The following is a 20349-nucleotide window of genomic DNA, read 5'->3' as shown; positions in this document are numbered from 1 at the left end:
ACGCCGTTGAGATGTGCGTGCCGGACGTCGGCGCGTCTGCGCTCGGTGGCGCAGTTCTCGGTAGCGCACTTTCCGGTGGCGCTGTTTCCGGTGGCGCTGTTTCCGGTGGCGCTGTTTCCGGTCGTCGCCCCGCCCGTCACGCCGCTCCCCGCCCTTCGAACTCCTCGACGCGGCGCGATCCGGTACGGCGCACCACATAGACCAGGTGCACCCGCACCACGTTCTCCTCGCTCTCCACGTCGAGGGACTCCACCTCGATGACGTCGCCGAGCCAGCGCTGAAGGGCCGCCTGCACCGTCAGCCGCAGCGCGGAGGCCAGCTCGGGGCTGTTCGGGGCGAAGACCAGGTCGAGCAGCCCGCAGCCGAAGTCGGGGCGCATCACGCGCTCGCCGGGGCTGGTGAACAGCAACTGCTCGATCAGGTCCCGCACATGGTCGTCGTAGCCGGCCTCCGCGGTGCGGCCCCGGCTGCCGATCCGGAACGGGAAGGCGATGTCGGTCCGGCGCGGACCGGCGCCGGGCGTCCTCAGCCCCGCGATGCCACCCGGCCCCGTCATCGTCCCACCGCCCTCTGCTGGACCACGGACACGTTCGGCGGCCCCTGCGGCACCTGCTCGGGGCTCTGGCACAGGCCCGTGGAGGAGCGCAGGACGGCCGGCGAGCCGTTGATCCTGATCCGGGTGGACGGCGCCACCCAGCGGATCGTCACGCACGGCTGCGGCTTGTTCGCCACCGTGAACGGGCAGCCGGTGACGGTGTACTGGTCGGCCACCGAGGCGGCGAAGTTCCCGCTCACGACGACCCGCGCCTGCGCGGGCAGGACCGTGGCCCGTGCTCCGTGCGGGCAGGTCACCGTCGCGTTGACGTGCAGGAGATTCCCGGACACGGAAACCCTCCCCTCTCAGGTCACGCTCAGGGCGTCCTGGTTGATGGTCACGGTCGGGCCGATGAGCGTGATCTTCGCTCCCTGGCCGTTGTCGATGTGGATCCCGGCGTCGTTGATCACGATGGAGGCGCCGGACGCCGCCTTGAGGGTGAGCCCGGTGACCGGGTCGTCGGAGAGCACCACCGTCTGCCGGCCCAACTGCGTCTGCAGCACCTGGTTGGCCACGCCGGGAAGGCCGGCGAGCGCCTGCGGCGGCAGCTCCCGCTCGTGCCCGTACCAGCAGCCGGACCAGATGGGGTCGCTGGGGTTGCCCTGCTCGAACTCCATCCACACCCCGGCCCCGACCGGAGGCACCGCGAAGTGCCCCATCCTCGGGCCGGCCACCGGGAAGCAGGGCATGGCCCAGTTGGACGGCTGGTCACCGAGGACGTCGGTCACCGTCGCCGTGATGCGGCCCTTCCGCTCCGGATCGATGTTGTTCACCACGGTGCCCCGGTACTTGCCGAGGTAGCGGGTCGGTTCAGTGGCCATGCGTCTGCTCCTGTGCTCCTTGCTGTGCCGGGCTCTTGCGGCTCGTATGCGGCTCGTACGGTGACGGCCGTCGTGTGCGCCTTGGCCGTCGTGTGCGCCTCTCGCTACGGGCGGACGACGGGCGTAAGGGAGATCAGGCCCTCGCGGGCGAGGGTGAAGTTCTGGGAGTAGGCGCCCCGCTGGAGGTTGTGGGTGACGCTCTTGACGAAGTACAGACCGTCGTACGTGATCCCGGCCCCCCGTACGCCCACCAGCTCACGGGGCCGCAGCACGTACCCGTAGCGGGCGACGTCGAGCTGACCGGAGCCGGAGACCGCGTCGGCGGACTCCATGGCCTTGGCGAGCGTCTCCGCCAGGGCCTTGCCCGTCTCCTTCTTCGCCGCGTCGTTGACCGAGGTCTTCTTCAGCGCGGGCGCCGGCTTGAGGGCCAGCGGCGGCCGCAGGATGCTCACCTCGGGGATCGGCAGCAGCGTCGAGATCTTGGTGGCCGGGATCTGCACCCGCGCCCTCGGCTCCTCCCGCGCGGTGCCGTCGAAGGCGAAGGTGAGCTGGTCGACGTTGGACAGCGCGTCCATGTTCACGTTGAGCGCGTGCTGCGGCAGGCCCAGCCGCACCTCCGGCCCCCAGTACGCCCGGCTCATGCCCGGCACGGGTCCCGGATCGAGGTAGAACACATAGCCGTTGGCCTTCGCCAGCTCGCTGATGTAGGCGAGATCGGTCCCGTTCTGGGCCTCCACCCGCTGCGTCGGCAACGACATCTGCGGAATCAGCTCCGGGACCACCAGCGGCGTGATGCCGTACTGCGCGTACCGCGTGAGCATGACGTTGACGCGCGCGGACGGCGACATCGCCGGGAAGCCCGTACCCGTCCTGTCCTCCAGGTCCATCAACACCGTCAGGTCCTCGCCGGTGACGGTGAGGGTGGACTGGCCGGGCTGATTGCTGACCCCGACCTCCTGCCGGATGAGCACGCCGTCCATGAGGACGGTCGGGGTGCCCTGGACGGTGACGACGAGCACGACCCGTATCTGCGGATCGAAGAAGCCGCCGGGGAGCAGGGCGGTGTTGATCAGCCCGTTCTTCGACAGGTCGAAGGCCAGCTGGAACCCGCTGCGCTGCCCGCTGGCCACGGTGACCTGCGCCGACAGCAGCGCATCCGTCACGGGCTGCGGCACGGGAACGGGAATCCGGGGCCCCATCATCAGCGTCAGATGAATCGGTCCGGTGGTGACCGGGGTGTCAGCCATTCGCGGCTCCGGGTATGCCCGCCGGCAACGCGATCCTGACCCTGCGGCCCGGCGTCCGGGTCAGCTCCCTGGGGTCGAGCACCGGATTGGCGTCGGCGATCTGCCACCACTGCTCGGCACTGCCGAGATAGCGGTGCGCCAGCAGATCCGGCCGGTCCCCCGCACTGACGGTGTGCTCGGCCAGCACACTCAGCCGCGCCGGATCCGGCAGCAGCCGCCTACGGAGATACGGAACCTGCCGCCCGTCCGCCTCGGTGTGCACGGCCACCGGAACGCCGTAGTACCGGCTGGACCGGGGATAGGCCGACGGCGCGGGAATCGCGTCCAGCGCCCCGGCGTTGCCGTTGATCCCACCGCTCTCGACCGTCATCAGAAACCCCCCGCATTCCCCAGCCCGAGCGCACCCCGGCTACCGGCAGCCGCCCGACCCACCGACTGCTCCTTCTGCGACAGATGCGCCAGATACAACTCCGCCCCCCGGTGCCCGGTCGGCAGATCGTTGACCGTCAGCACCCGTAACCCGATCCCGACGGCGGCGCGTATCGGATTCAGCTCGACATCGAACGCCTCCTCGGTGATGGTCAACTCGGTGAGCCGAACGGGCAGTACGCGCTTGCGCCCCCACGTGAACAACGTCAACGGCGCCTCGACGGGCGTGATCTCCAGCGTCCCCAACCCGGCGAGCGCCTGATTGCCGCGCAACGTGGCGCTGGGCGGATGCAACAACATCTCCAACGCCGCCAACTGCGGCTGAATCCCATCAGGAGCCGGCGCCTCCAACTGATCGGTGGCATCCACCTCCGCCGTGAACTTCCACGTCTCGGCCGCAGGCCCCTTCAACCGCAACGCCTCGGTCCGATCCCCGGCCCCCTCCGCCCCGGCGGCCTGCGGCGCGAGCGAACGCTCCAGGGAATCGGGATTGAACTGCAACACGATGATCCCGCGGGGGGTGCCGCGCCGGGGGTCGATGATGACGATGCCGGAACGGATGGGCTTGGGGATGTCGGCGTAGCGGGTCATCCGACCTCCCTATTTGACCGCTGCTTCGATATCGGCACGATGGTGATCTCCGCTTCCTCGGCTCGGGATCCCCGCATCAGCCACCGTCCGCCAGGTCGAGCCCCTCCAGCAGGAATCCGGCATCTCGCCGCACGGCAGGAGCCGGGTCCTCGCGTTGGATGGTCTCTGCGAGTTCCCTCAAGGCCGGCCAGGACGCGAGATATCCGATGGCCACGAGCAGTGCATGACGAGCATCCACTTCGCCGTCCTGCGCTACCCGCCGAAACGCTGCCACGATCTGTTCGTCCTGATCGAATGACGCAGTGAGCGCGACCAGGTAGATCGCGTGGATCTTCGCGTCCCTTCCGGAGGCGTGCGTCAGCAGCCCCAACGTCTCGTCGATCGACCACACGGCGAGCGCTTCACGCACATCCCGGGCGACGGCCCTCGCCTCGGGCCCTCGCATCACAAAATAACGGAGCTGTACTACGGGGTCCTCGATATATGTGATCGAGACGTCACCCTTCGACCAAAGGTCGCGCAGCGGCGAACTCCCTTCACGCCCGATCGCGTCCAACTTCCAGCCGAGGTTCCAGCCCAGCGTAGCGGTGTCATCCCTCGACACTTCCGACTTGAGTACGACTCGAATTTCCAGGTCCACCGCTGTTACACCCATCATTTCGGAAGCATCCCATGGTGCTGCATGATAAATCGCTTGATGTACTGCACGACGTCCTTACGGGTACTTCCCCAAACTCCTCCACCCATCTCCAACTTCATGGTGACCCACCGGGTAATGATTTCCAGCTTTCGCGACTCGAGTTCGCGGCGCTCGTCGTGGCTTCCGAACTCCGCCTGTGCGTCGTCCAGTCGTCGCTTTTCCTCTGCGTCGCCATGGGCCTTGACCCGCTCTTCCTCGGCCCGGTCGGCGAGCGTCCGCCCACTGTCCTCCGCCTCGAGACCGCGCGTGGCCCGATAGGCCCCCTCCATAGAAGCAGGGTAGAGCCCGCCGCCCCCCACCCTGGGTTGGGAACCGGGCCTGGCGCTCGGATCTGCGAACGACTGGAAGGCATCGTCGACGGTCAGGCGCTGATTGGCAATGAGATCGAGCGTCATGGGCGCCAGCGCCACATTCTCCGGATCACGCACGGATTCGCGGACATGCATGAGCCAGGCGAGGCGACCCAGACGCCTTTCCTCCTTCTCCGACAGCCCCGCCGGCCACTTCCCCGTGGCCACGAACGTCGATACCGCATTAGCGATGAAAGGACCGCCCAGCCGCATTGCTTTGAGATCCCGTGCGGCACTGCGGCTGACACTGGGGTCCTCCAGCGTCTCGGTTGCGTATCGACTGAGGCGGTCGGCCGTCGTATTCGTCTGCTTGGCGATGGCCGGATACTTACCGATGTGATTCACCATCGCGTTTCGCGCGTCGGCCGCGTTCTGCTTCGCACCCGGATGGAACTCGCTGACATGCATCCCGTTCTCGCCAAAGGTGAATCCCATGTAAGCCTGCGGGATGTTCGCCCCCCGTCGCTGCATGTGTCGAACCGTGCCCGGAATGTCTGCGCCGCCGGCGACGTGCGGCCATGGCGCTGTTCGTGGGCGAGTGGAGGAGGCCTTTTCCTCCCTTCGTATTCGGCGCGACGCACGTTTCACTTCGGTGTTGGCGAGGAACTCGCGCACCGCCTCGCGGACGATCTCCCGGAGCTCACCTTCAGCCGGCTGATACGGCCGTCCGGCCGAACCACCCGGGTTCAGAACCGCCCAGACCTCACGGGAGCCCTCGGCGCCCCTGACATTCAGGGATGTCAAGCGGTACCACAGACGCATTCCTCCGAGGAGGGCTCGCAGCGGGACCCCGGCCACTCCCTTGCGGAGAAGGCGTTCCAAGCGTGGTTTGATGCGAGCGAGAATCACGTCCAAGCGCGCCTGCTTGGCCTGCGGCGAGTTCTCGCGCTTGTTGCGCTCGTCCCGCTGCCGCCGGCGCTGCTCCTGCCGCTTCCTCCACCGGTCGCGCAAGCGATCCCGCTGCCGCCCGAACGCGTCGCGAATCTTCTTCGCCCCGTTCGCCAGCGCCTTGCCCAGCCGGCTGTTCTTGAGCTTGCGCCCCAGCGCCTTCGCCGCGTTGCCGACCTTCTTCAGCGCGCCCTTCACCGCGGCCTTGGCGCCATGAAGGGCGCGCCCCGCAAGCGACGGGCCGGGGCGGCGGGTCGTCGACGGCTTGGGCTTGGGGGTGGTCTGGCGGGATGTCGGCCGCTCCGGGGGCCGGTGGGCGGGGCCCGGCTTCGTGGGGGGCCGGTGGGGACCGGGGCGGGGGCCCGCTTTCGCCGTCGGGCGGCGGCGACCGCGCCCCGTCAACGCCTCCCCCGCACGGACCAGCGCGTCCTTCGCCCGGTTCACGGCCGCCCCCGCGGCCTTCCGCGGGCCCTTCGTCGCCTTGGCGAGCCCCTTCATGATCTTCTGGGCCATGGCCTTGAGCCGCCCGCCGACCCCCTTCGCCGCCATCTTCAGGCGGCTCAGCAGGAAGTTGGTGATGAAGTCGAGGAGGGCCACCACCCCGGACGCCACCGCCGCAGCGAAGAGGCATGCCGCGCCGACGCCCGACTTGACCGCCTTGAGGAAGGTCATGAACTTGCCGAACGCGGCGATGATCTTGCTGATCGTCCCCCACGCCGCCATCAGGCCCTGAATGATCGTCATGATCGCGCCGGCGGCCGGGACGATCAGCGAGACGAGCTTCTCGACGACGATCGAGATGATGATGGCGGGCAGTGACTGGACGAGCGCCTGCCAGGCCATCCGGCCGATCTGGGCGGTCGAGACGCAGCCCTTGACCAGGATGTTGATGATGGTCTTGCCGAGGCCGAGCACCGACTCGACCTTTTCGTTGAACCACGACTTCACCGCCGTCTTGACGGCGCCCCACAGATGGTTCTGGATGCCTTCCTTGGCCGCGCCGCCCAGCTTGGCCAGCCAGCCGCCGGGGTCGGGGGCGATGTCCGCGACCAGTGCCGCGAACTGGCCGAGCATCGCGATCGCCTTCTGCGCGAAGTCGATCGCGGCCAGCACCGCGCCGCGCGCCGTCTCGATGGCGGCCTTGAGGCCCTTCTCCAGGGCGTCGAGCAGTTTGTTCAGGCCGGCGGCCAGCAGGTCGAGGAGCTTGTTGACGGCGGCCTTGAGCTTGTCGGCCCACTCGTTGACCTTGGCGATCGCCTTGTCGCGCCACGCGCGGATCTTGTTGCGGAACTTCTCCCGCAGCTCCGGGAACGCCGCCAGCAGCACGTCGCCGATGGCGATCAGCGCGTCGGCGAGCTTCTTGATGAGCTCGACGGCGAGCTTCCTGGCCTGCTCGATCGCCCAGTTGGCGAACTCCCGGAACTTCTCGATGATGCCGTTGACGATCTTGCGGAAGAAGTCGAAGATCCCGGTGACCGCGCTCAGCAGCGCGTCGAACGCCGCCTTCACCTTCGACTTGACCCAGCCCCACCAGCCGGAGGACTCCTCCTTCTTGCGCTCCTTCTCCTTACGGGCCTTCTCCTCCGCCTCCTTCCGGTTGTCCTGGATCTTCTTGTTGTCGTCCTCCTGGCGCTTGCCGACCTCCTTGTCGGTGTCGGTGCGCTTGGTGTCGATCTCCTTGTTCTTCTCGCCGTGTTCCTTCACCGCGTCGGCGTCGGCCTGAGTGATCTTCTCGTCCTGCTCGGCCTGCCACTGCGTACGTTCGGCCCCCACTTGCTCGGCGGCCCGGCCGCGCTCGCCGGCCTGCGCCTCGGCGTTCTCGGCGACGGCCTGGTCCTGGGCCTCCTGGCTCCTGCGCCGTTCGTCGGCCTCGGACTGCTTCTGCCGCGACTGCTCCTCGCCCATGCGGCCCTGCGCCTGGCCCACCGCCGTCTGGATCTGCGGCCCGCGCTCCTGCTGGGCGACGACGGCCACGCCGGGCTTGGCCGCGCCGGCCCCCGCGCCGCCCCGGCGGCGCCTGCCCGTACCACCCCCGCCACCGCTCCCGGGCACCTCGCCCCGGAGGGTCTCGCCGGGCACGTCCGGGTAGATCCGGTCCTCGCCCATCGGCTTGGCCGCGTCCTCGCGGCCGACGCCGAGGATCTTCTCCGAGGACTTCTTGAGGTTCTCGGCCTGCCTGTCGGTGCGTTTCGGGTCGCTCTCGCCGGTGAGCTGCACCTTGGGGGCCGTGCCGACCGTGGTGTTCAGGGACGGGTCGGTGGTGGGCACCTCGCCGACGGCGTGCTGCACGTTCTGGACGTCCTGGGCGCTCACCTGGTTCGCCCCGTCGTCCGCGACGTGGGGCCGGGCGACGTCGGCCCCGGGGTTGTGTCCCTCGACCTTCTCGCCGTCCGCCTTCTTCTGCTCCTTGCCGCCCTCGGCGCCCTCCCGCTCGACGTGCTCGGTGACCTGCTGGGCGGGAGCGGCCTCCTCCGGAGCGCCGGAGAGCGTACGCGGCGCGCCCGAAGGGCGTTGCGCGGTGGGGGCATTGGCCTCCAGCGCGGCGTGCTGCTCACCGACCGAGCGGTCCACCGCGCCGTCCACGCCGTCGAGCGTGTCCGCCATCTGGTCGGGCGGCAGGGCGCCGGCCGTGGCGAGGGCGCTCTGCGGGTCCTGGCCGGAGACGTCGGGGGGTGCGGGCTTCTCGGCCTCCTTCTCCTTGCCGCCCGCGGCCGCGCCGCCGCCCTCGCAACCGCCCTCGCCGCCGCCCGCCTCCTCCGTGGTGGGCTGCGGCGCCCCCGCGCAGGCGCCGCCGCCCTCCTCCATCGAGGCGTCCGCCCCGGGCCCGGCGCCGGGGGCGCCGAGTCCGCCGGGCGCGTCGGCCTGTTCGGCGGCGGGCCCCATGGCGCCGAGCGCGGGCCCGCGCTCCCCGTCGTCCGCCAGCTGGCCGGGGCCGTCGAGGGCCGCCCCCGGCCCGGTGCTGGGCGCCATGTCCGCGTCGGCGGACCGTCCGGCGGCTACGGGACCGGCCACAGCCGACGGCTCCTCGTGCTGCGGGCCGGCCCCTTCGTCGTACGACGGCTCGGGCTCCGCCCGCCCGGTACCGGCACTCGCCGCCTCCGGCTCCGGGCCGACCTCCTGCTCGACCGGCTTGTCCGGCGTGAGGTCCCGCGCCGTACGGTCCTGCGACTCCCGGTCGGCCTCACGCCGGGCCGACGCCTCGGCCTCGGGTGCCGACGCGGGCTGACCGGCGTCGGCGGGCTGCTGGGGAACGGGCGCCTCCTCCGCGTCCTCCCCGGCTTCGTCGCGCCGGTCTTCCTGGATCTCGTCCGCCTTGGTCCTCGGCGGCTCGGGGAACGACGGCGCCTCCTGCGCCGCCGCGCCCCCGTCCGAGGGGTCGAGCCGGTCGGCGGTGGGCACGGACGAGACGTCGAGGTCGGTGCCGGGGACGAAGTCCTCCGGGCGCAGCTCGGGCCCGGCCGGCTTGGCGGCCTCCGGCTCGTCGTCCTTCGGGGTCTCGGGCTCCTTGTCGGCTCCCGCCTCCACGCCCAGCGGCTCGTCCTCGGCGGTGCCCTTGTCGTCGTCGAGGAGCCCGTGCCGGGCCAGGGAACCGTCCTCGGCCTCGGCGAGCCTGTCCACCCGCTCGGGCCGTACGGGCCCGGGCTGCCGCTCCGCCCGCCGGTCGACGGCGGTGGGCCGCGAGCCCTCGGCGGGCGCGCGCCGCATGGCCTTCTGCTGCTGCTCGGGGGCGCCGGGAGCCTGCGCGGCGGCGGCCGCGAGGGGCGGTTCGGCGCCGGCCGCGGGTCCGGGTCCGGGTCCGGCGGCGGCGCCGACGACACCGGCCGCCGCCACAGCACCCGGCTGCGGGCGCCCGGGCTCCTCGCCGTGCTGCCGCCCGTCCTGCTCCTCGCCCTCGCCCTTGCCCTTGCCCTTGCCCTTCTCCTGCTCCTTCTCCGCGTCCTTCTCTTCGTCTCCCCCCTTCTCCTCGCCCTTCTCCTCGCCCTTCTCTTTCTCCTTCTCCTTGCCTTGTTGCTCGTCCTGCGGCGTGTCCCGCGGTTCGTCCTTGGCCGGCGGCGGCTCTTCCTTCTCCCCGCCCTCGGCCGGATCCTTCGGCGGGGTCCCGGGCTCCTCGGCCTCCTCGGCCGGCACCCTGGGCGCCGGCTCGGTCACGGGGCCGGGTATCAGGCCCGCGTCCGTGTCCGCCGGCCCGTGTTCGCTGATCTCCACCAGTTCCAGCAGCCGCTCGTGGTCCGGCGACGGCAGACGGTGGGAGAGCCGTTCCAGCACCGACGCCTTCAGCTCAGGGGCGAAGCGGGTCAGCTGTTGCCGTACCCGTCCGGCCGCGTCGGCGGGGTCGCCGCGCAGGGAGCGGAGGATGCCCGCCGTGAGCCGGTCCACGAGCGTCGCGGGGTCGAGCAGCTCGGTGCGGAACTGGTCGGCGCGCACGCGCGCGTACCGCAGCCAGCCCGGCGTGGCGCTCCGTGTCACCTCGGGAAGCGGCTGGTCCGAGCGGGCGCCGGCCTCGGCCTGCCGTTCCACCGCGTCCTGCGGCAGGCTGACCGCGCCCAGATCGCGTCCGGCCGTCAACGCCCCCAGCGGGTGCGGCGCCTGGACGGTGTGCAGCAGCTCGTGGGCGACCAGCCGCCGCCCGTCCTCCGTGCCCGGGCTGAACCTGCCCTCGGCGAAGAAGATGTCCTCGCCGACGGTGACGGCGTCCGCGCCCAGCAGGTCGGTCAGGAGTGCCGCGTCGCGGTCGGTGTGGACGCGGACGCGGCCGAAGTCATGGCCTAATCGTTCCTCCAGCTCGCGCCGCAGCCCGAGGTCGAGCGGCTGACCGGCCGCGGTGATGATCTCCTTGGGCTCCGGGGTATGGGCCTTGGGCGCCCGGGCCTTGCGCCTGCGCTGCTCGCTCTCGGCCGCCTGTCGCCGGTCGGCGGACACCTGGGCCCGGCTCATGCGCCCCGCCCCCCGACGTCCGTACCGGAGGCGTCCGTACGCCCGTGGCCCGCACGACCAACGTCCCCACGATCACCGTCGCCACGACCGCCGTCGCCACGACCGCCGTCCGTACGACCGCCCCCCGCCAGCCCCGCGTGCACGGCGCGGGCGAGCGCCGCGCCGAGCCGGTGCGGGGTGGTGGTGGCGGGCAGCGGCGGGAGGCCGCGGAGGAGGTCCACGGAGACGTCGGCGTTCTCCGCGAGCGGGACGCCGCGGTCGCGGACGAGCCGGTGGAGTTCCCGGCGGAAGGCGTCGACGACGAGGTCGTGGTCGACGTGCTCGAAGCCGCTCAGCACCAGCTCGCCGATCTCGATGTCGACGCGCCGGGGATCCGTCACACCCATCCGCGCACCTCCGACGGCGTCAGCGAACGCTCGAGCTTCACGTACTCGGTACGCGCCGCGGCCAGCATGTGCCGCATCCGCAGCGGGCTTCCCTCGTCGGCGGCGAGGAACGCCGCCGACAGCGCGATGTTCCTGATGGAGCCGCCCGCGACCGTGAGCTGGGCCAGCCGGTCGGGGTCCAGGTCCTCGCGCGGGGTCTCGCGAGGGATGACGCGGCGCCAGATCTCGGCGCGTTCCGGTACGCCGGGGAAGGGGAAGTCGACGATGAAGCGGATCCGGCGCATGAACGCCTGGTCGAGGGCCTGCTTCATGTTCGTGGTCAGGATGGCGAGCCCCCGGTACGCCTCCATGCGCATCAGCAGATAGCTGACCTCGAGGTTGGCGTACCGGTCGTGGCTGTCCTTGACCTCGCTGCGCTTGCCGAACAGCGCGTCGGCCTCGTCGAACAGCAGGAGCGCTCCGCCGCGTTCGGCCGCGTCGAAGACCTTGCGCAGGTTCTTCTCGGTCTCGCCGATGTACTTGCTGACGATCTGGGAGAGGTCGATGACGAACAGGTCGACGCCCAGCTCGCCCGCGACGACCTCGGCGGCGAGCGTCTTGCCCGTTCCCGAGCCGCCGGCGAACAGGGCGGTGACCCCGAGGCCGCGCCGCAGCACCGACTCGAAGCCCCACTCCTGGTAGACGGTGGCACGCCGCCGCACGTGGGCGACCGCTTCGCGCAGGATCTCGTGCTGGCGGTCGGCGAGGACGAGGTCCTCCCAGCCGGCACGGGGTTCGATCCGGCGGCCGAGCTCGTCCAGGGACATCCGGGCCTCGGCCAGTCCCGCCCGCCACGCCTGCCGCCTGGCGTCGCCTCCGGGGGCCCGGCGCACCGCCGCTCCCGCCGAGCGGATGACGTGGGCGGGCAGCGAGAACTGGGCGACGAGGTCGCGTACGTCCTGTTCGCCGATGCCGTCGACGCCTTCGAGTGCCCCCGTCCACAGGTGGAGTTGTTCGTCGGAGGTCAGGGGCGGGACGGTGACGCGTTCGCGCTGGGCCGTGCCGCCCGGCCGGGGCTCGTCGCCGGAGAGGATGACGGGTACGGGCAGCTCGGCGAGGAACCCCTCGGCGCCGTCGCGGCGTTCGCCCGTCCGGTCGCCGTCCTCGATCAGCAGGGCGGCCGGGATGAGGATGGCCTCGCGCTGCCAGAGCCGGCCGAGCCGGTCCCGTTCGGCGGGGTCGGTGGGCAGGTCGTCCGCGGCGGCGGTGTACAGCGCGAGGCCCGCGTGCTCGGCGGCGGTGGCGGCGATGTCCCAGCGGGTGGCCCGGTCCGCGCCGACGAGTTCGGCGTGCGGGGGGCCGTCGAACCCGGCGCCGGTCCACACGCGGGCGACGCTCTCGACCGCGTCCCGGTGGCCGGGGGGCGGCGTCTCCTGCCGGGGGGCCCGGCGCCGCAGCAGTCCGTGCAGGCGTACGTCCAGATAGGGCACGCCGACCAGGAAGTGCAGGATGCGCTCGTCCACGCGCAGCCGCGACGTCGTCGGCGACGTCTCGTCGTCGAGCTCGATCAGCCGCCAGCGGCGCAGCGGGCCGACGGGGGTCAGGGCGCTCCAGTGCGGGTCGTCGAGGGCCGCGAGGGCGAGGGCGAACGTGGGGTGGGGGCGGGCCGGGTCGCCGCAGGCGGCGGCGCACCGGGGGCCGGTGGTCGGGTCGGTCTGCTCGGCGGCGGCGAGGACGAGGACGTCGCGTTCGAAGGGAGTGAGGCCGAAGCAGGAGACGACGACCGCCAGCGCGTCCAGGGGCGCGCCGACTTCGGCGGCGGGGTCCTCGGGCGCGCCGCCCTCGGGAGCGGGGGCCTCGGGAGCGGGGCCGGAGGTCGGTTCCTCGCCGGGGGCCGGTTCCACGTCCGGCCCGGGGTGCGGTCGTGCGGACGTGTGCGCGTGCGCGTCGAGGCGCCGCAGTACCGCCTCGACGGCGGTGGCGAGGGCCTGCTGGTGTGCTGCTCCGTACCGCTCGCTCATACCCTCCCCCGACATCCGGCGGTCCCCCGCTTCGTCATGACTCCGGCTCCGTCCCTGCCCCCGCCCTCGCCCCCGCCGCCACTCAGTGCGGCGCGCCGAGGTCGACCACCGGGCCTTCGAACGCCCCCTCGTTGGAGAAGGTCAGCGCGCTCTGCACCCCGTCGGCCTGGACGCGCGCCAGGTAGACGGCGGGCCGTACGCCCTTGACCGCGATCCGCACCCGTTTGGGGTCGGGCCGCGGGCCCAGCGGGAACGGGGCGCGGAACTGGTATCCGTACGCGGGTCGGCCCGCCGGCGGCCGCTTCTCGTCGAGCAGGAGGAGCACCCTCTGGTCGTCGCGCAGCGGCATGTCGAGGTCGAGGACGATCACGGCCGACACCGTCCCGTCGCCGGCCCGGTCCTCCACGCGGATGGGGCCGGTGATGCCGGGGCGGCGGGCGAAGGCCACTGCGTTGGACTCGAGCCCCCAGTGGGGTGTCGCCGGGATGCCCAGGTCGACGCCGTGCAGCAGCTGTACGCCGTGGACGCCGGGCGGCAGGTCCTGCGGGACGCGGACGACGGCCTGGTCGTCGCGTACCCGGCCGGCGTCGAGCGGCAGGTCGCGTCCGCCCAGCCGGGCGGTGACCCGGTCGGCGCGCAGGCCTGTCCCCTGCACGACGAGTTCGTGGTCGGCCGGCACCGGGCCCTCCACCGGGTCGGTGCCGGGCGGCGAGCCGGCGGGGCGGGAGAGCACGCGGTGGATGAGGGGCTGCCGGGACGGAACCGCGCGCACGGTGCGGCGCAGGACCGGCTTGCCGGCGGCGGGCTCCTCCCGGCCTTCGATGAGGACGGCGGTGCCCTGGTAGGTGAGGGACAGCGCGTAGGGGGTCTGGAAGAGCATCGACCAGAGCTTCGAGGCGTCGTCCACGTCCATCTGCGAGGGCGTGAACCGCACCTTCTGGGGCCCGGCCGCGAGGTCGCTGCCCACCAGGAACGGCGCGGCCGCGGCGGCGTCGATCAGTTCCTTGGGCAGGTTGGGCGTCTCGTGCAGGGTGCGGACGACGGAGCCGAGCAGCCGCTGGGCGACGAGTTCGCGTTCGTCGCCGTAGAAGCTGATGAGGTAGTGCAGGTCGAGGGCGGCGGTGGGTCGGGTGCGGAGGGTGCCGTCGCTCGCGCGGGTGGGGGTGTCGCTGTTGCGCAGCGACGCGTTGGGCGTGACCTGGTAGAGGAAGACGGTGATCGTGGGCTGGGCCGGCGGCTGGGCGGGCGGTTTGATGGCCGCGACGTCGACGGCGAAGGGGACGTCGAGGGCCACCGCGTTCGCGACGAGCAGGCGCAGCGCCTCGGTGACGGTGGCGATGGCCAGCGAGTTGCTCATGCCTGCTGTCCCTTCTCCCGCGCCAGGTACCGGTCGAGCGTCATGGCGGGCTTCGGCCGTCCGCCGTCGCCGGTTCCGGTCCCGGCCGCGGGGCGCCCGGACGGTTGCGCCGGACCGGGTCGGCGGCCGGCCGTGACCTCCAGGCGGCCGATGCTGACGTGCACCACCCGCTCGGGCGGCTGCCGGCGCCGCTCGCGCCGGTTGCCGCCGGTCGCGTTCTCGGCGGACCTCCGGGCCGACGCGGGCGCAGCGGCGGGGGCGGCCGGGGTGAAGGGTTTCGCCGCCGTGTTCCGGGGGGCGGGCGCGGCGGTCCGCCGGGGGGCCTCCCCCGAGGGGCGGCCGGGTGCGTCCGGTCGTAAGGAGCCGCCCGGGGGCTGTCGCCGTGTCCGTTCCCCGTCCGGGGAGGGGGCGGCCGGCGGCAGCGGCGGTGCGACGAGCAGGGGCCGGGCGGGGACGAGCCGTGCCGCCGGCGCGGCCGGCCGGACCGGTCCCGGTGCCGTGGCTGCGCGGGGTGCCGTCGGGGCGGCGGCCTCCGCCGGCCGGCGCGAAGCCGGAGAGGGAGGGGGCGTGGTGCCGTGGGCGGGGCCGGGCGCGGGCGAAGGCCCGTCGGCGGGGCCGGGGGCCCCGGCCCCGGTGGTCTCGACGCGTTCGAACGGCCCCGGCAGGCGCGGGCGAAGACGCGCCAGGGGCGGCCCGCCCCGGCGGCCCGGGGCGTGGCGCGCCAGCAGGCGGTCGAAGAAGTCAGGCATCCGCACACAGCTCCAGGTAGTAACGGCGCCGCAGCGGGCTGAGCGCCAGGATCTCCGGTTCGCTCCAGCCGTACGCGGTGGCGAGCAGGTGGACGTCCAGGAGGGTGTCGCGGGCCCAGGCGTCCAGCTCGGCCCACAGGTAGGAGGTGATGTCGAGTTCGGCCCGGGTCGCCTTCCCGCAGGCCGGGCAGGCGACGTTGAGGGTCACGTCGGCCAGCGGGTCGGACTCCGCGGAGACGGCGGCGATCCGCCGCTGCACGTGGTCGGGCAGCGGACGGTCCGCCACCGGCCCGCCGGCGTGCTCGGCCCGCAGGACGCAGCGGGCGAGCAGCGCCGCCCTGGCCTGTCCGGGCGCCTCGTCGTCGGCGGACTCCACGGCGGCCACGGCGGCCAGGTCGGCCGGGGTGGGCAGCCTGAACTCGACCGTCCACTCGCCGTCCTCGACCCGGAGCGGTCCGTCCGGCGCCGCGCGGGCCGTGCCCAGCCCGTCGGCGTCGAACTCGAACTCCATGTCCTCCCCGCACTCGGCGCACTCGGTGCGCACCTCCAGCCGCGCCCCGAACAGGGCCCGCCGCACGGCGAACAGCTCGGCGTCCCGCCGTCCCAGCGGGACCGAGAGCAGTTCCCCGGCGTCGGCTCCGGGGCGGGCGAGAGCGTGCAGGAGGAGGGCGCGCCCACCGTCGTCGGACGCGAGGCCCGCCTCCCACGCGGCGAGCAGCGCCCCGGCCCCCAGGTGTTCCATTCCCGGCCGGCCTAGGCCGGCAGCTGGTACGAGGGCTCTTCCGGCTCGGGGACCTCGTAGTCCCGCTCCCAGCCCTCGCATTCGAGCTTCAGGCTCTGGATCGCCACCGCGTTGGCGTTGGCGTCCAGTTCGCCCACGATCTGGTACTCGCTGATCCAGGTGCGGTAGAGCTTGTGGGAGACGGCCACCTGGCCCGCCTCGTTGAGCACCTGGATGACGATGTCCTTGCGGAAGTCGGCCAGCGAGACCTCGGACCCGCGGCCCGCTCCGACCATCCACACCTTGTTCGCCCAGCGGTCGAACTCGGCGTCGTGGGTGACGCCGCGCTCCAGCGTGACGGCCTCGAACTCGGTGCGGCCCGGGGACTTGCGCGGCGAGCTGGCGTCGCCGCCGTTGCGGTGCTTGACCACCTCGGTGGTGCGCTTGAGTGGACTGATCTTGCTGACGCCTGCGACGACGCGCCCGTCCCAGACGACCAGGAACTTGAAGTTCTTGTACGGGTCGAACCGCTGCGCGTTGACCGTGAACTCGGCCATGGAGCTCCTATACCTCGATCTGTCCGGCCATCTGCTCGATCTTGACGATCACGAACTCGGCGGGCTTGAGCGGCGCGAATCCGACCACGACGTTGACCACGCCCCGGTTGATGTCGTCCTGCGTGGTGGTGTCCCGGTCGCACTTGACGAAGTACGCCTCCCGCGCGGACGTCCCCTGGAACGCCCCCTGTTGGAAGAGGGTGTGCAGGAACGCGCCCACGTTGAGCCGGATCTGCGACCACAGGCGCTCGTCGTTGGGTTCGAAGACGACCCACTTGGTGCCGCGGTACAGGCTCTCCTCGAGCATCAGCGCCAGGCGCCTGACCGGTACGTACTTCCACTGCGAGGCGAGGGCGTCCGCCCCGGCCAGCGTCCGCGCGCCCCAGGCCACCGGGCCCACGACCGGGAACGACCGCAGGCAGTTGAGCGCCAGCGGGTTGAGCAGCCCGTTCTCCCGGTCCGTCATCGGCACGGTGAGCCCGCGCACCCCGGCGAGCTTGGTCTCGGTGCCGGCCGGCGCCTTCCACACGCCCCGCTCGCTGTCCGTGCGGGCCATCACACCCGCGACGGCACCCGACGGCGGGAAGGCCCGCAGCCGCCCGGTGAGCGGATCGACCATCTCCAGGTGCGGGAAGTACACGGCGGTGTGGGTGCCGGGTACGGACTCGAACGCGGCCAGGCCCACCCGTGCGGCGTCGATGCTCCGCCACGCGGCGGGGGCGTCGGCCACCAGGAACATCCGCTTCTCCTGGCACAGGGCCGCGGCGGCGGACAGCACGGTCGCGATGTCGTCGACGTTGCTGTACCCGGCGACCTCCGGCAGGACCAGGAGGTTGACGTCCTGGACCTCGCGCAGCGCGTTGATGCCCGTCTTCCCGGCCTCGCTGCCGATCAGGTCCATCGGCCCGGGCGGACCGGCATCGACGCCGCCCTCGAACCCGAAGACCGGCGGCCGCGCGAAGTCCTCCAGACCCAGCGGCCCCGCCGCCTCGCCGCTGAAGCGCACGACGTCGGCCTTGTCGGTGGACCCCGCCACGACCTGGAGCCGCTGCCCGAACGCGGTGACCCGCAGGCCCGCGAAGGCGCGCCTGCCCGGAGCGTCGGGAAGCGCCCGCAGTTTGCGCTCCAGCAGGAGGGCGAGCTGCGGCACGGATTTCGGCGCCGAGTCGCCGTCGGCGGCCGGATCGTAGATCTTGAATTTGTGTTTGACCGATCCGATTCCGACCTCGATCACCGGGGTCAAATCCGGAAGTTGTTCCCCGAACGGCTTCGAAACCGTCCCCACGGGGTCAGGACGGCCACCCGACGCCGACGTCACCTGGACCAAAGAGGAAGCGGAATCCACCAAGGCCTTGACATACCGGGGGTGGGCCGGATCCATCGAGATACCGGTATACGACTCCCGCGCCCCGCCGGCACTGTCGAAGACATGCAGGTTGAACGTTTCTTTCGGCTTCGGCGTGTCATAGTCCACGGCGACGCGCAGCCCCGAGCCCCACACCCCCGGCTCCTTGGCGGCCAGCCCCAGCGTCTCGGCGGCGGCCTCGCGCTCGCTCGACGTCAGCGTCACGGCCGCCGACTTGCCGGTCCCCGCGGCGCCCACCCGCACGACGACCGCGATCGATCCTCCGTTGAGGAAGAACTGCTGAACGGCGTACCCCACCGCACTGTCCGAGGCCAGACCGCCGAACCGGCGCTCGTAGTCCGCGAAGCTGGTGATCGTCACCGGCCGGTTCACCGGGCCCCGGCGGGTGTGCCCGAGGAAGGCGGCCACGGACGTACTGACCGCCGTGATGGTACGGACGCTGCTGGGAAGTTCTTCGATGTAGACGCCGGGATAGGTCGGTTGCACCGGCATTGACCCTCCATTTCCTCCAGAGGTCAAGAGATAGGGAGGGGAATTGATCTTCTTAAGCCGTCCGGCGCGCCACACATCACCGCGCATGCGAATGCAAAAGAGGACGTTCCCCGCCATACACCTCGCAACTCCGTGTCGCGAGGGACTCAAGCATCCGCTTGGGACTCCTGGCGCCTCTGCGCCTGACCATCATGAGGAGTACTTGACTGGGAGTCAAGTTTTAGAAATGGATAGCCGCATTCCCCAAAGAGGCGCGGATAAAGATCAATTGCCGGTCTGTTTTCCGCCCACCTTGATCGATCTATCCGGAAAACCAAATTCCGGCGCCGGGGGCCGGGAGGCCGGGGATGCATGGACACGGCTGCCCGCTGCAGGATGGTCACCGGCACCGCAGATCGATCACTTCTCCTCCCGCCGGGCCGTCGCACCGTACGTGGCCTTCCGCGCCCGGCTCCCGGGGCGCGAACGCTTTCGCGAGGCGGACACAAGAAGGGGAGGGGGCCGCGGAAGGCGTGGCCCGTGGAAGGGGAGGTCCGTGGCGACGGACGAGGAACTGCTGGCGCGCTCGGGAACCGACGCGTCGGCCTTCGAACCGCTCGTGGAGCGCCATTCAAGGGCGCTGCACGGCTACTTCGCACGCCGGGCACCCGGCGCGGCGGACGATCTGCTGGCCGAGGCGTGGCTACGGGCCTACGCGGGGCGCGGCACCTACGACGCGGCCCGCGGGCCGGTCCGGGCATGGCTCTTCGGCGTGGCCCGCAACGTGCTGGCCGCGCACTGGCGCGGGCTGGAACGACCCGGGGCCGTCGCCACGCTCGCCGGCGAGGCGAGCAGCGACCCGTGGCACGCCGTCGACCGGAGGCTCGACGCGGCGGCGGTCGCTCCACTGATGCGCCGGACCCTGGCCGAGCTGCCGGCCGTGGAACGGGAGCTGCTGCTCCTGATCGCGTGGGAGCAGCTCAGCCCCACCGAGGCCGCGGCCGTCGTCGGCGTCCCCGCGGGCACGGCCAGGTCCCGTCTGCACCGGGCGCGCACCCGGCTGCGCGCGGCACTCGCCCCCTCCGCCCCGCTTCCCTTGACAGGAGACCTCGCATGACCGGGCAGCAGGACATGAACGACAGGGATCTCCTCGACTTCCCCGGTGCCCGACGGCTGAAGGCCGCGGGCAAGGTCGCGCCACCTTCGGCGGACGCCGTCGCCGCGGCGCTGGCCGCCGTGCGGCAGGCGGCGGCCGGCCAGGCGGACGGGAACGGAGGCGGGCCGGCCATCGAGCTCGAACGGGAGCCGGTGGTCGCGGTCATCCCGATGCGGACATGGCGGCGGCGCCTTCCCGTGCTCGCCTCGGTGGCGGCGGTCGTGGCGGTCGCGCTGGGGGTCGCGTCCCAGCCCTGGTCAGGCTCCGAGAACGGGCACGGCAGCTCCCCGGCGGCGGAGCGGACGGGGGAGGCTCCGTACTGGAAGGTGCGGACCTTCCAGTGGAACCGGAGCAGCGAGAAGGACCGGCGGGACGAGTCGTACGAGACCGTCTGGCTGAGCCGGAACGACAAACGCGGGCAGTTCGGTGACGGTCCGGTCCGGGAGCACTCCGAGCCGGGGATCGCGGGGACGGCCTTCTGGATCGACCGCAATCCGATCATGTGGGACGAGCTGAAGAAACTGCCCACCGACCCGGCGGCACTGCGGGCCCGACTCCTCGGAAAGGCCACCGGGGAGTCGGCCGAGGAGGGGCTCTTCAACGGCATCGAGGAGCTGCTCGCCCGCTCACCCGCCGAACCGCGACTGCGGGCCGCACTGTTCAAGGTCCTCACCGGGATTCCCGGGGCACGGGTGACGGAACAGGTCAAGGACAGCACCGGTCGCCCCGGGACCGCCGTCGACCTGGACGCCGACACCTGGCGCCTGCGACTGATCATCGACACCGGGACATTCCACACCCTGGAGGCCGCGACCACGGCGCGAAACGACGACCTGAAATGGGGAACCCAGAAGCTCCGGGCAGGCGACCTCCTCCTCCGCACCACCTACCTCTCGGTAGGCCCCGCCTGGGAGGCCCCGACGCCGTCCCCGAGGCCGTAGCACCCCACCCCTTCTGCCGGGGCCGCCCACCCCGGAGGGACACGGAGCTCCGTCACGGCGCCGACCCTCCGGGGTGTGAGGGTTCAGGC

At 72.0% G+C, this 20349-nt stretch carries 17 protein-coding genes; 2 read left to right on the top strand and 15 right to left on the bottom strand.

From position 1 onward, the window contains the following. Window positions 1-136: 136 nt before the first annotated feature. From AB4K12_RS10500 to AB4K12_RS10430, 15 genes are all read right to left on the bottom strand, one after another. A complete protein-coding gene (locus AB4K12_RS10500; protein WP_368433940.1) occupies window positions 137-556 on the bottom strand; it encodes a GPW/gp25 family protein in 420 nt (139 codons plus the stop codon). Next, a complete protein-coding gene (locus AB4K12_RS10495; protein WP_368433939.1) occupies window positions 553-885 on the bottom strand; it encodes a hypothetical protein in 333 nt (110 codons plus the stop codon). The genes AB4K12_RS10500 and AB4K12_RS10495 overlap by 4 nt, the downstream gene beginning before the upstream one ends. A 15-nt stretch (window positions 886-900) precedes the next feature. After that, the gene (locus AB4K12_RS10490; RefSeq protein WP_086566851.1) at window positions 901-1416 is read right to left on the bottom strand and encodes a phage baseplate assembly protein V; all 516 of its coding nucleotides are present in this window, start codon (window positions 1414-1416) and stop codon (window positions 901-903) included. Window positions 1417-1520: 104 nt separating this feature from the next. Then, a complete protein-coding gene (locus tag AB4K12_RS10485; RefSeq protein WP_368433938.1) occupies window positions 1521-2663 on the bottom strand; it encodes a hypothetical protein in 1143 nt (380 codons plus the stop codon). Beyond that, a complete protein-coding gene (locus AB4K12_RS10480; RefSeq protein WP_368433937.1) occupies window positions 2656-3033 on the bottom strand; it encodes a hypothetical protein in 378 nt (125 codons plus the stop codon). Before AB4K12_RS10480 ends, AB4K12_RS10485 begins: the two co-directional genes overlap by 8 nt. Further along, complete coding sequence (locus AB4K12_RS10475; protein WP_086566855.1) at window positions 3033-3683, bottom strand: hypothetical protein; 651 nt, start codon at window positions 3681-3683, stop codon at window positions 3033-3035. The genes AB4K12_RS10480 and AB4K12_RS10475 overlap by 1 nt, the downstream gene beginning before the upstream one ends. Before the next feature lie 76 nt (window positions 3684-3759). Next, complete coding sequence (locus tag AB4K12_RS10470) at window positions 3760-4323, bottom strand: hypothetical protein (RefSeq protein WP_368433936.1); 564 nt, start codon at window positions 4321-4323, stop codon at window positions 3760-3762. A gap of 14 nt (window positions 4324-4337) precedes the next feature. After that, window positions 4338-10556 carry a DUF4157 domain-containing protein gene (locus AB4K12_RS10465; protein WP_368433935.1) on the bottom strand — a complete coding sequence of 2073 codons (6219 nt, stop codon included), beginning with the start codon at window positions 10554-10556 and terminating at the stop codon, window positions 4338-4340. Then, on the bottom strand, window positions 10553-10942 hold the full coding sequence (locus AB4K12_RS10460; protein ID WP_368433934.1) for a hypothetical protein: 390 nt from the start codon (window positions 10940-10942) through the stop codon (window positions 10553-10555). The genes AB4K12_RS10465 and AB4K12_RS10460 overlap by 4 nt, the downstream gene beginning before the upstream one ends. Continuing rightward, entirely contained in the window at window positions 10933-12942 is a 2010-nt protein-coding gene (locus AB4K12_RS10455) for an AAA family ATPase (protein WP_368433933.1), read from the bottom strand. Before AB4K12_RS10455 ends, AB4K12_RS10460 begins: the two co-directional genes overlap by 10 nt. 82 nt (window positions 12943-13024) lie before the next feature. Beyond that, window positions 13025-14299, bottom strand: a complete 1275-nt coding sequence (locus AB4K12_RS10450) for a DUF4255 domain-containing protein (protein ID WP_368433932.1) — start codon at window positions 14297-14299, stop codon at window positions 13025-13027. Further along, on the bottom strand, window positions 14296-15048 hold the full coding sequence (locus AB4K12_RS10445) for a hypothetical protein (protein WP_368433931.1): 753 nt from the start codon (window positions 15046-15048) through the stop codon (window positions 14296-14298). The genes AB4K12_RS10450 and AB4K12_RS10445 overlap by 4 nt, the downstream gene beginning before the upstream one ends. Then, window positions 15041-15790, bottom strand: coding sequence for a hypothetical protein (locus tag AB4K12_RS10440; RefSeq protein ID WP_368433930.1), 750 nt, complete (start codon window positions 15788-15790; stop codon window positions 15041-15043). Before AB4K12_RS10440 ends, AB4K12_RS10445 begins: the two co-directional genes overlap by 8 nt. An 11-nt stretch (window positions 15791-15801) precedes the next feature. Then, window positions 15802-16326: a phage tail protein gene (locus AB4K12_RS10435; protein WP_086569125.1), complete on the bottom strand. Its 525-nt coding sequence runs from the start codon at window positions 16324-16326 to the stop codon at window positions 15802-15804. Window positions 16327-16333: 7 nt separating this feature from the next. After that, window positions 16334-18184, bottom strand: a complete 1851-nt coding sequence (locus AB4K12_RS10430) for a phage tail sheath family protein (protein WP_368433929.1) — start codon at window positions 18182-18184, stop codon at window positions 16334-16336. Between the two features lie 535 nt (window positions 18185-18719). Between AB4K12_RS10430 and AB4K12_RS10425 the strand changes: the two genes are divergently transcribed. Beyond that, window positions 18720-19280 carry an RNA polymerase sigma factor gene (locus AB4K12_RS10425; protein ID WP_368433928.1) on the top strand — a complete coding sequence of 187 codons (561 nt, stop codon included), beginning with the start codon at window positions 18720-18722 and terminating at the stop codon, window positions 19278-19280. After that, window positions 19277-20260: a CU044_5270 family protein gene (locus AB4K12_RS10420; RefSeq protein WP_368433927.1), complete on the top strand. Its 984-nt coding sequence runs from the start codon at window positions 19277-19279 to the stop codon at window positions 20258-20260. The genes AB4K12_RS10425 and AB4K12_RS10420 overlap by 4 nt, the downstream gene beginning before the upstream one ends. Window positions 20261-20349: the final 89 nt, after the last annotated feature.

It is taken from the genome of Streptomyces sp. C36 (assembly GCF_040932295.1).
GTDB classification, from domain to species: domain Bacteria; phylum Actinomycetota; class Actinomycetes; order Streptomycetales; family Streptomycetaceae; genus Streptomyces; species Streptomyces triculaminicus.
The sequence above is the reverse complement of the archived record's forward strand: the minus strand, read 5'-3'. Positions and strand labels throughout refer to the sequence as shown.

Bases quoted from the DNA above. Each gene is read 5' to 3' on its own strand.
- AB4K12_RS10500 (WP_368433940.1), bottom strand. From the start codon at position 556: ATGACGGGGCCGGGTGGCATCGCGGGGCTGAGGACGCCCGGCGCCGGT.
- AB4K12_RS10490 (WP_086566851.1), bottom strand. From the start codon at position 1,416: ATGGCCACTGAACCGACCCGCTACCTCGGCAAGTACCGGGGCACCGTG.
- AB4K12_RS10485 (WP_368433938.1), bottom strand. From the start codon at position 2,663: ATGGCTGACACCCCGGTCACCACCGGACCGATTCATCTGACGCTGATG.
- AB4K12_RS10480 (WP_368433937.1), bottom strand. From the start codon at position 3,033: ATGACGGTCGAGAGCGGTGGGATCAACGGCAACGCCGGGGCGCTGGAC.
- AB4K12_RS10475 (WP_086566855.1), bottom strand. From the start codon at position 3,683: ATGACCCGCTACGCCGACATCCCCAAGCCCATCCGTTCCGGCATCGTC.
- AB4K12_RS10465 (WP_368433935.1), bottom strand. From the start codon at position 10,556: ATGAGCCGGGCCCAGGTGTCCGCCGACCGGCGACAGGCGGCCGAGAGC.
- AB4K12_RS10460 (WP_368433934.1), bottom strand. From the start codon at position 10,942: ATGGGTGTGACGGATCCCCGGCGCGTCGACATCGAGATCGGCGAGCTG.
- AB4K12_RS10455 (WP_368433933.1), bottom strand. From the start codon at position 12,942: ATGAGCGAGCGGTACGGAGCAGCACACCAGCAGGCCCTCGCCACCGCC.
- AB4K12_RS10450 (WP_368433932.1), bottom strand. From the start codon at position 14,299: ATGAGCAACTCGCTGGCCATCGCCACCGTCACCGAGGCGCTGCGCCTG.
- AB4K12_RS10445 (WP_368433931.1), bottom strand. From the start codon at position 15,048: ATGCCTGACTTCTTCGACCGCCTGCTGGCGCGCCACGCCCCGGGCCGC.
- AB4K12_RS10440 (WP_368433930.1), bottom strand. From the start codon at position 15,790: ATGGAACACCTGGGGGCCGGGGCGCTGCTCGCCGCGTGGGAGGCGGGC.
- AB4K12_RS10435 (WP_086569125.1), bottom strand. From the start codon at position 16,326: ATGGCCGAGTTCACGGTCAACGCGCAGCGGTTCGACCCGTACAAGAAC.
- AB4K12_RS10430 (WP_368433929.1), bottom strand. From the start codon at position 18,184: ATGCCGGTGCAACCGACCTATCCCGGCGTCTACATCGAAGAACTTCCC.
- AB4K12_RS10420 (WP_368433927.1), top strand. From the start codon at position 19,277: ATGACCGGGCAGCAGGACATGAACGACAGGGATCTCCTCGACTTCCCC.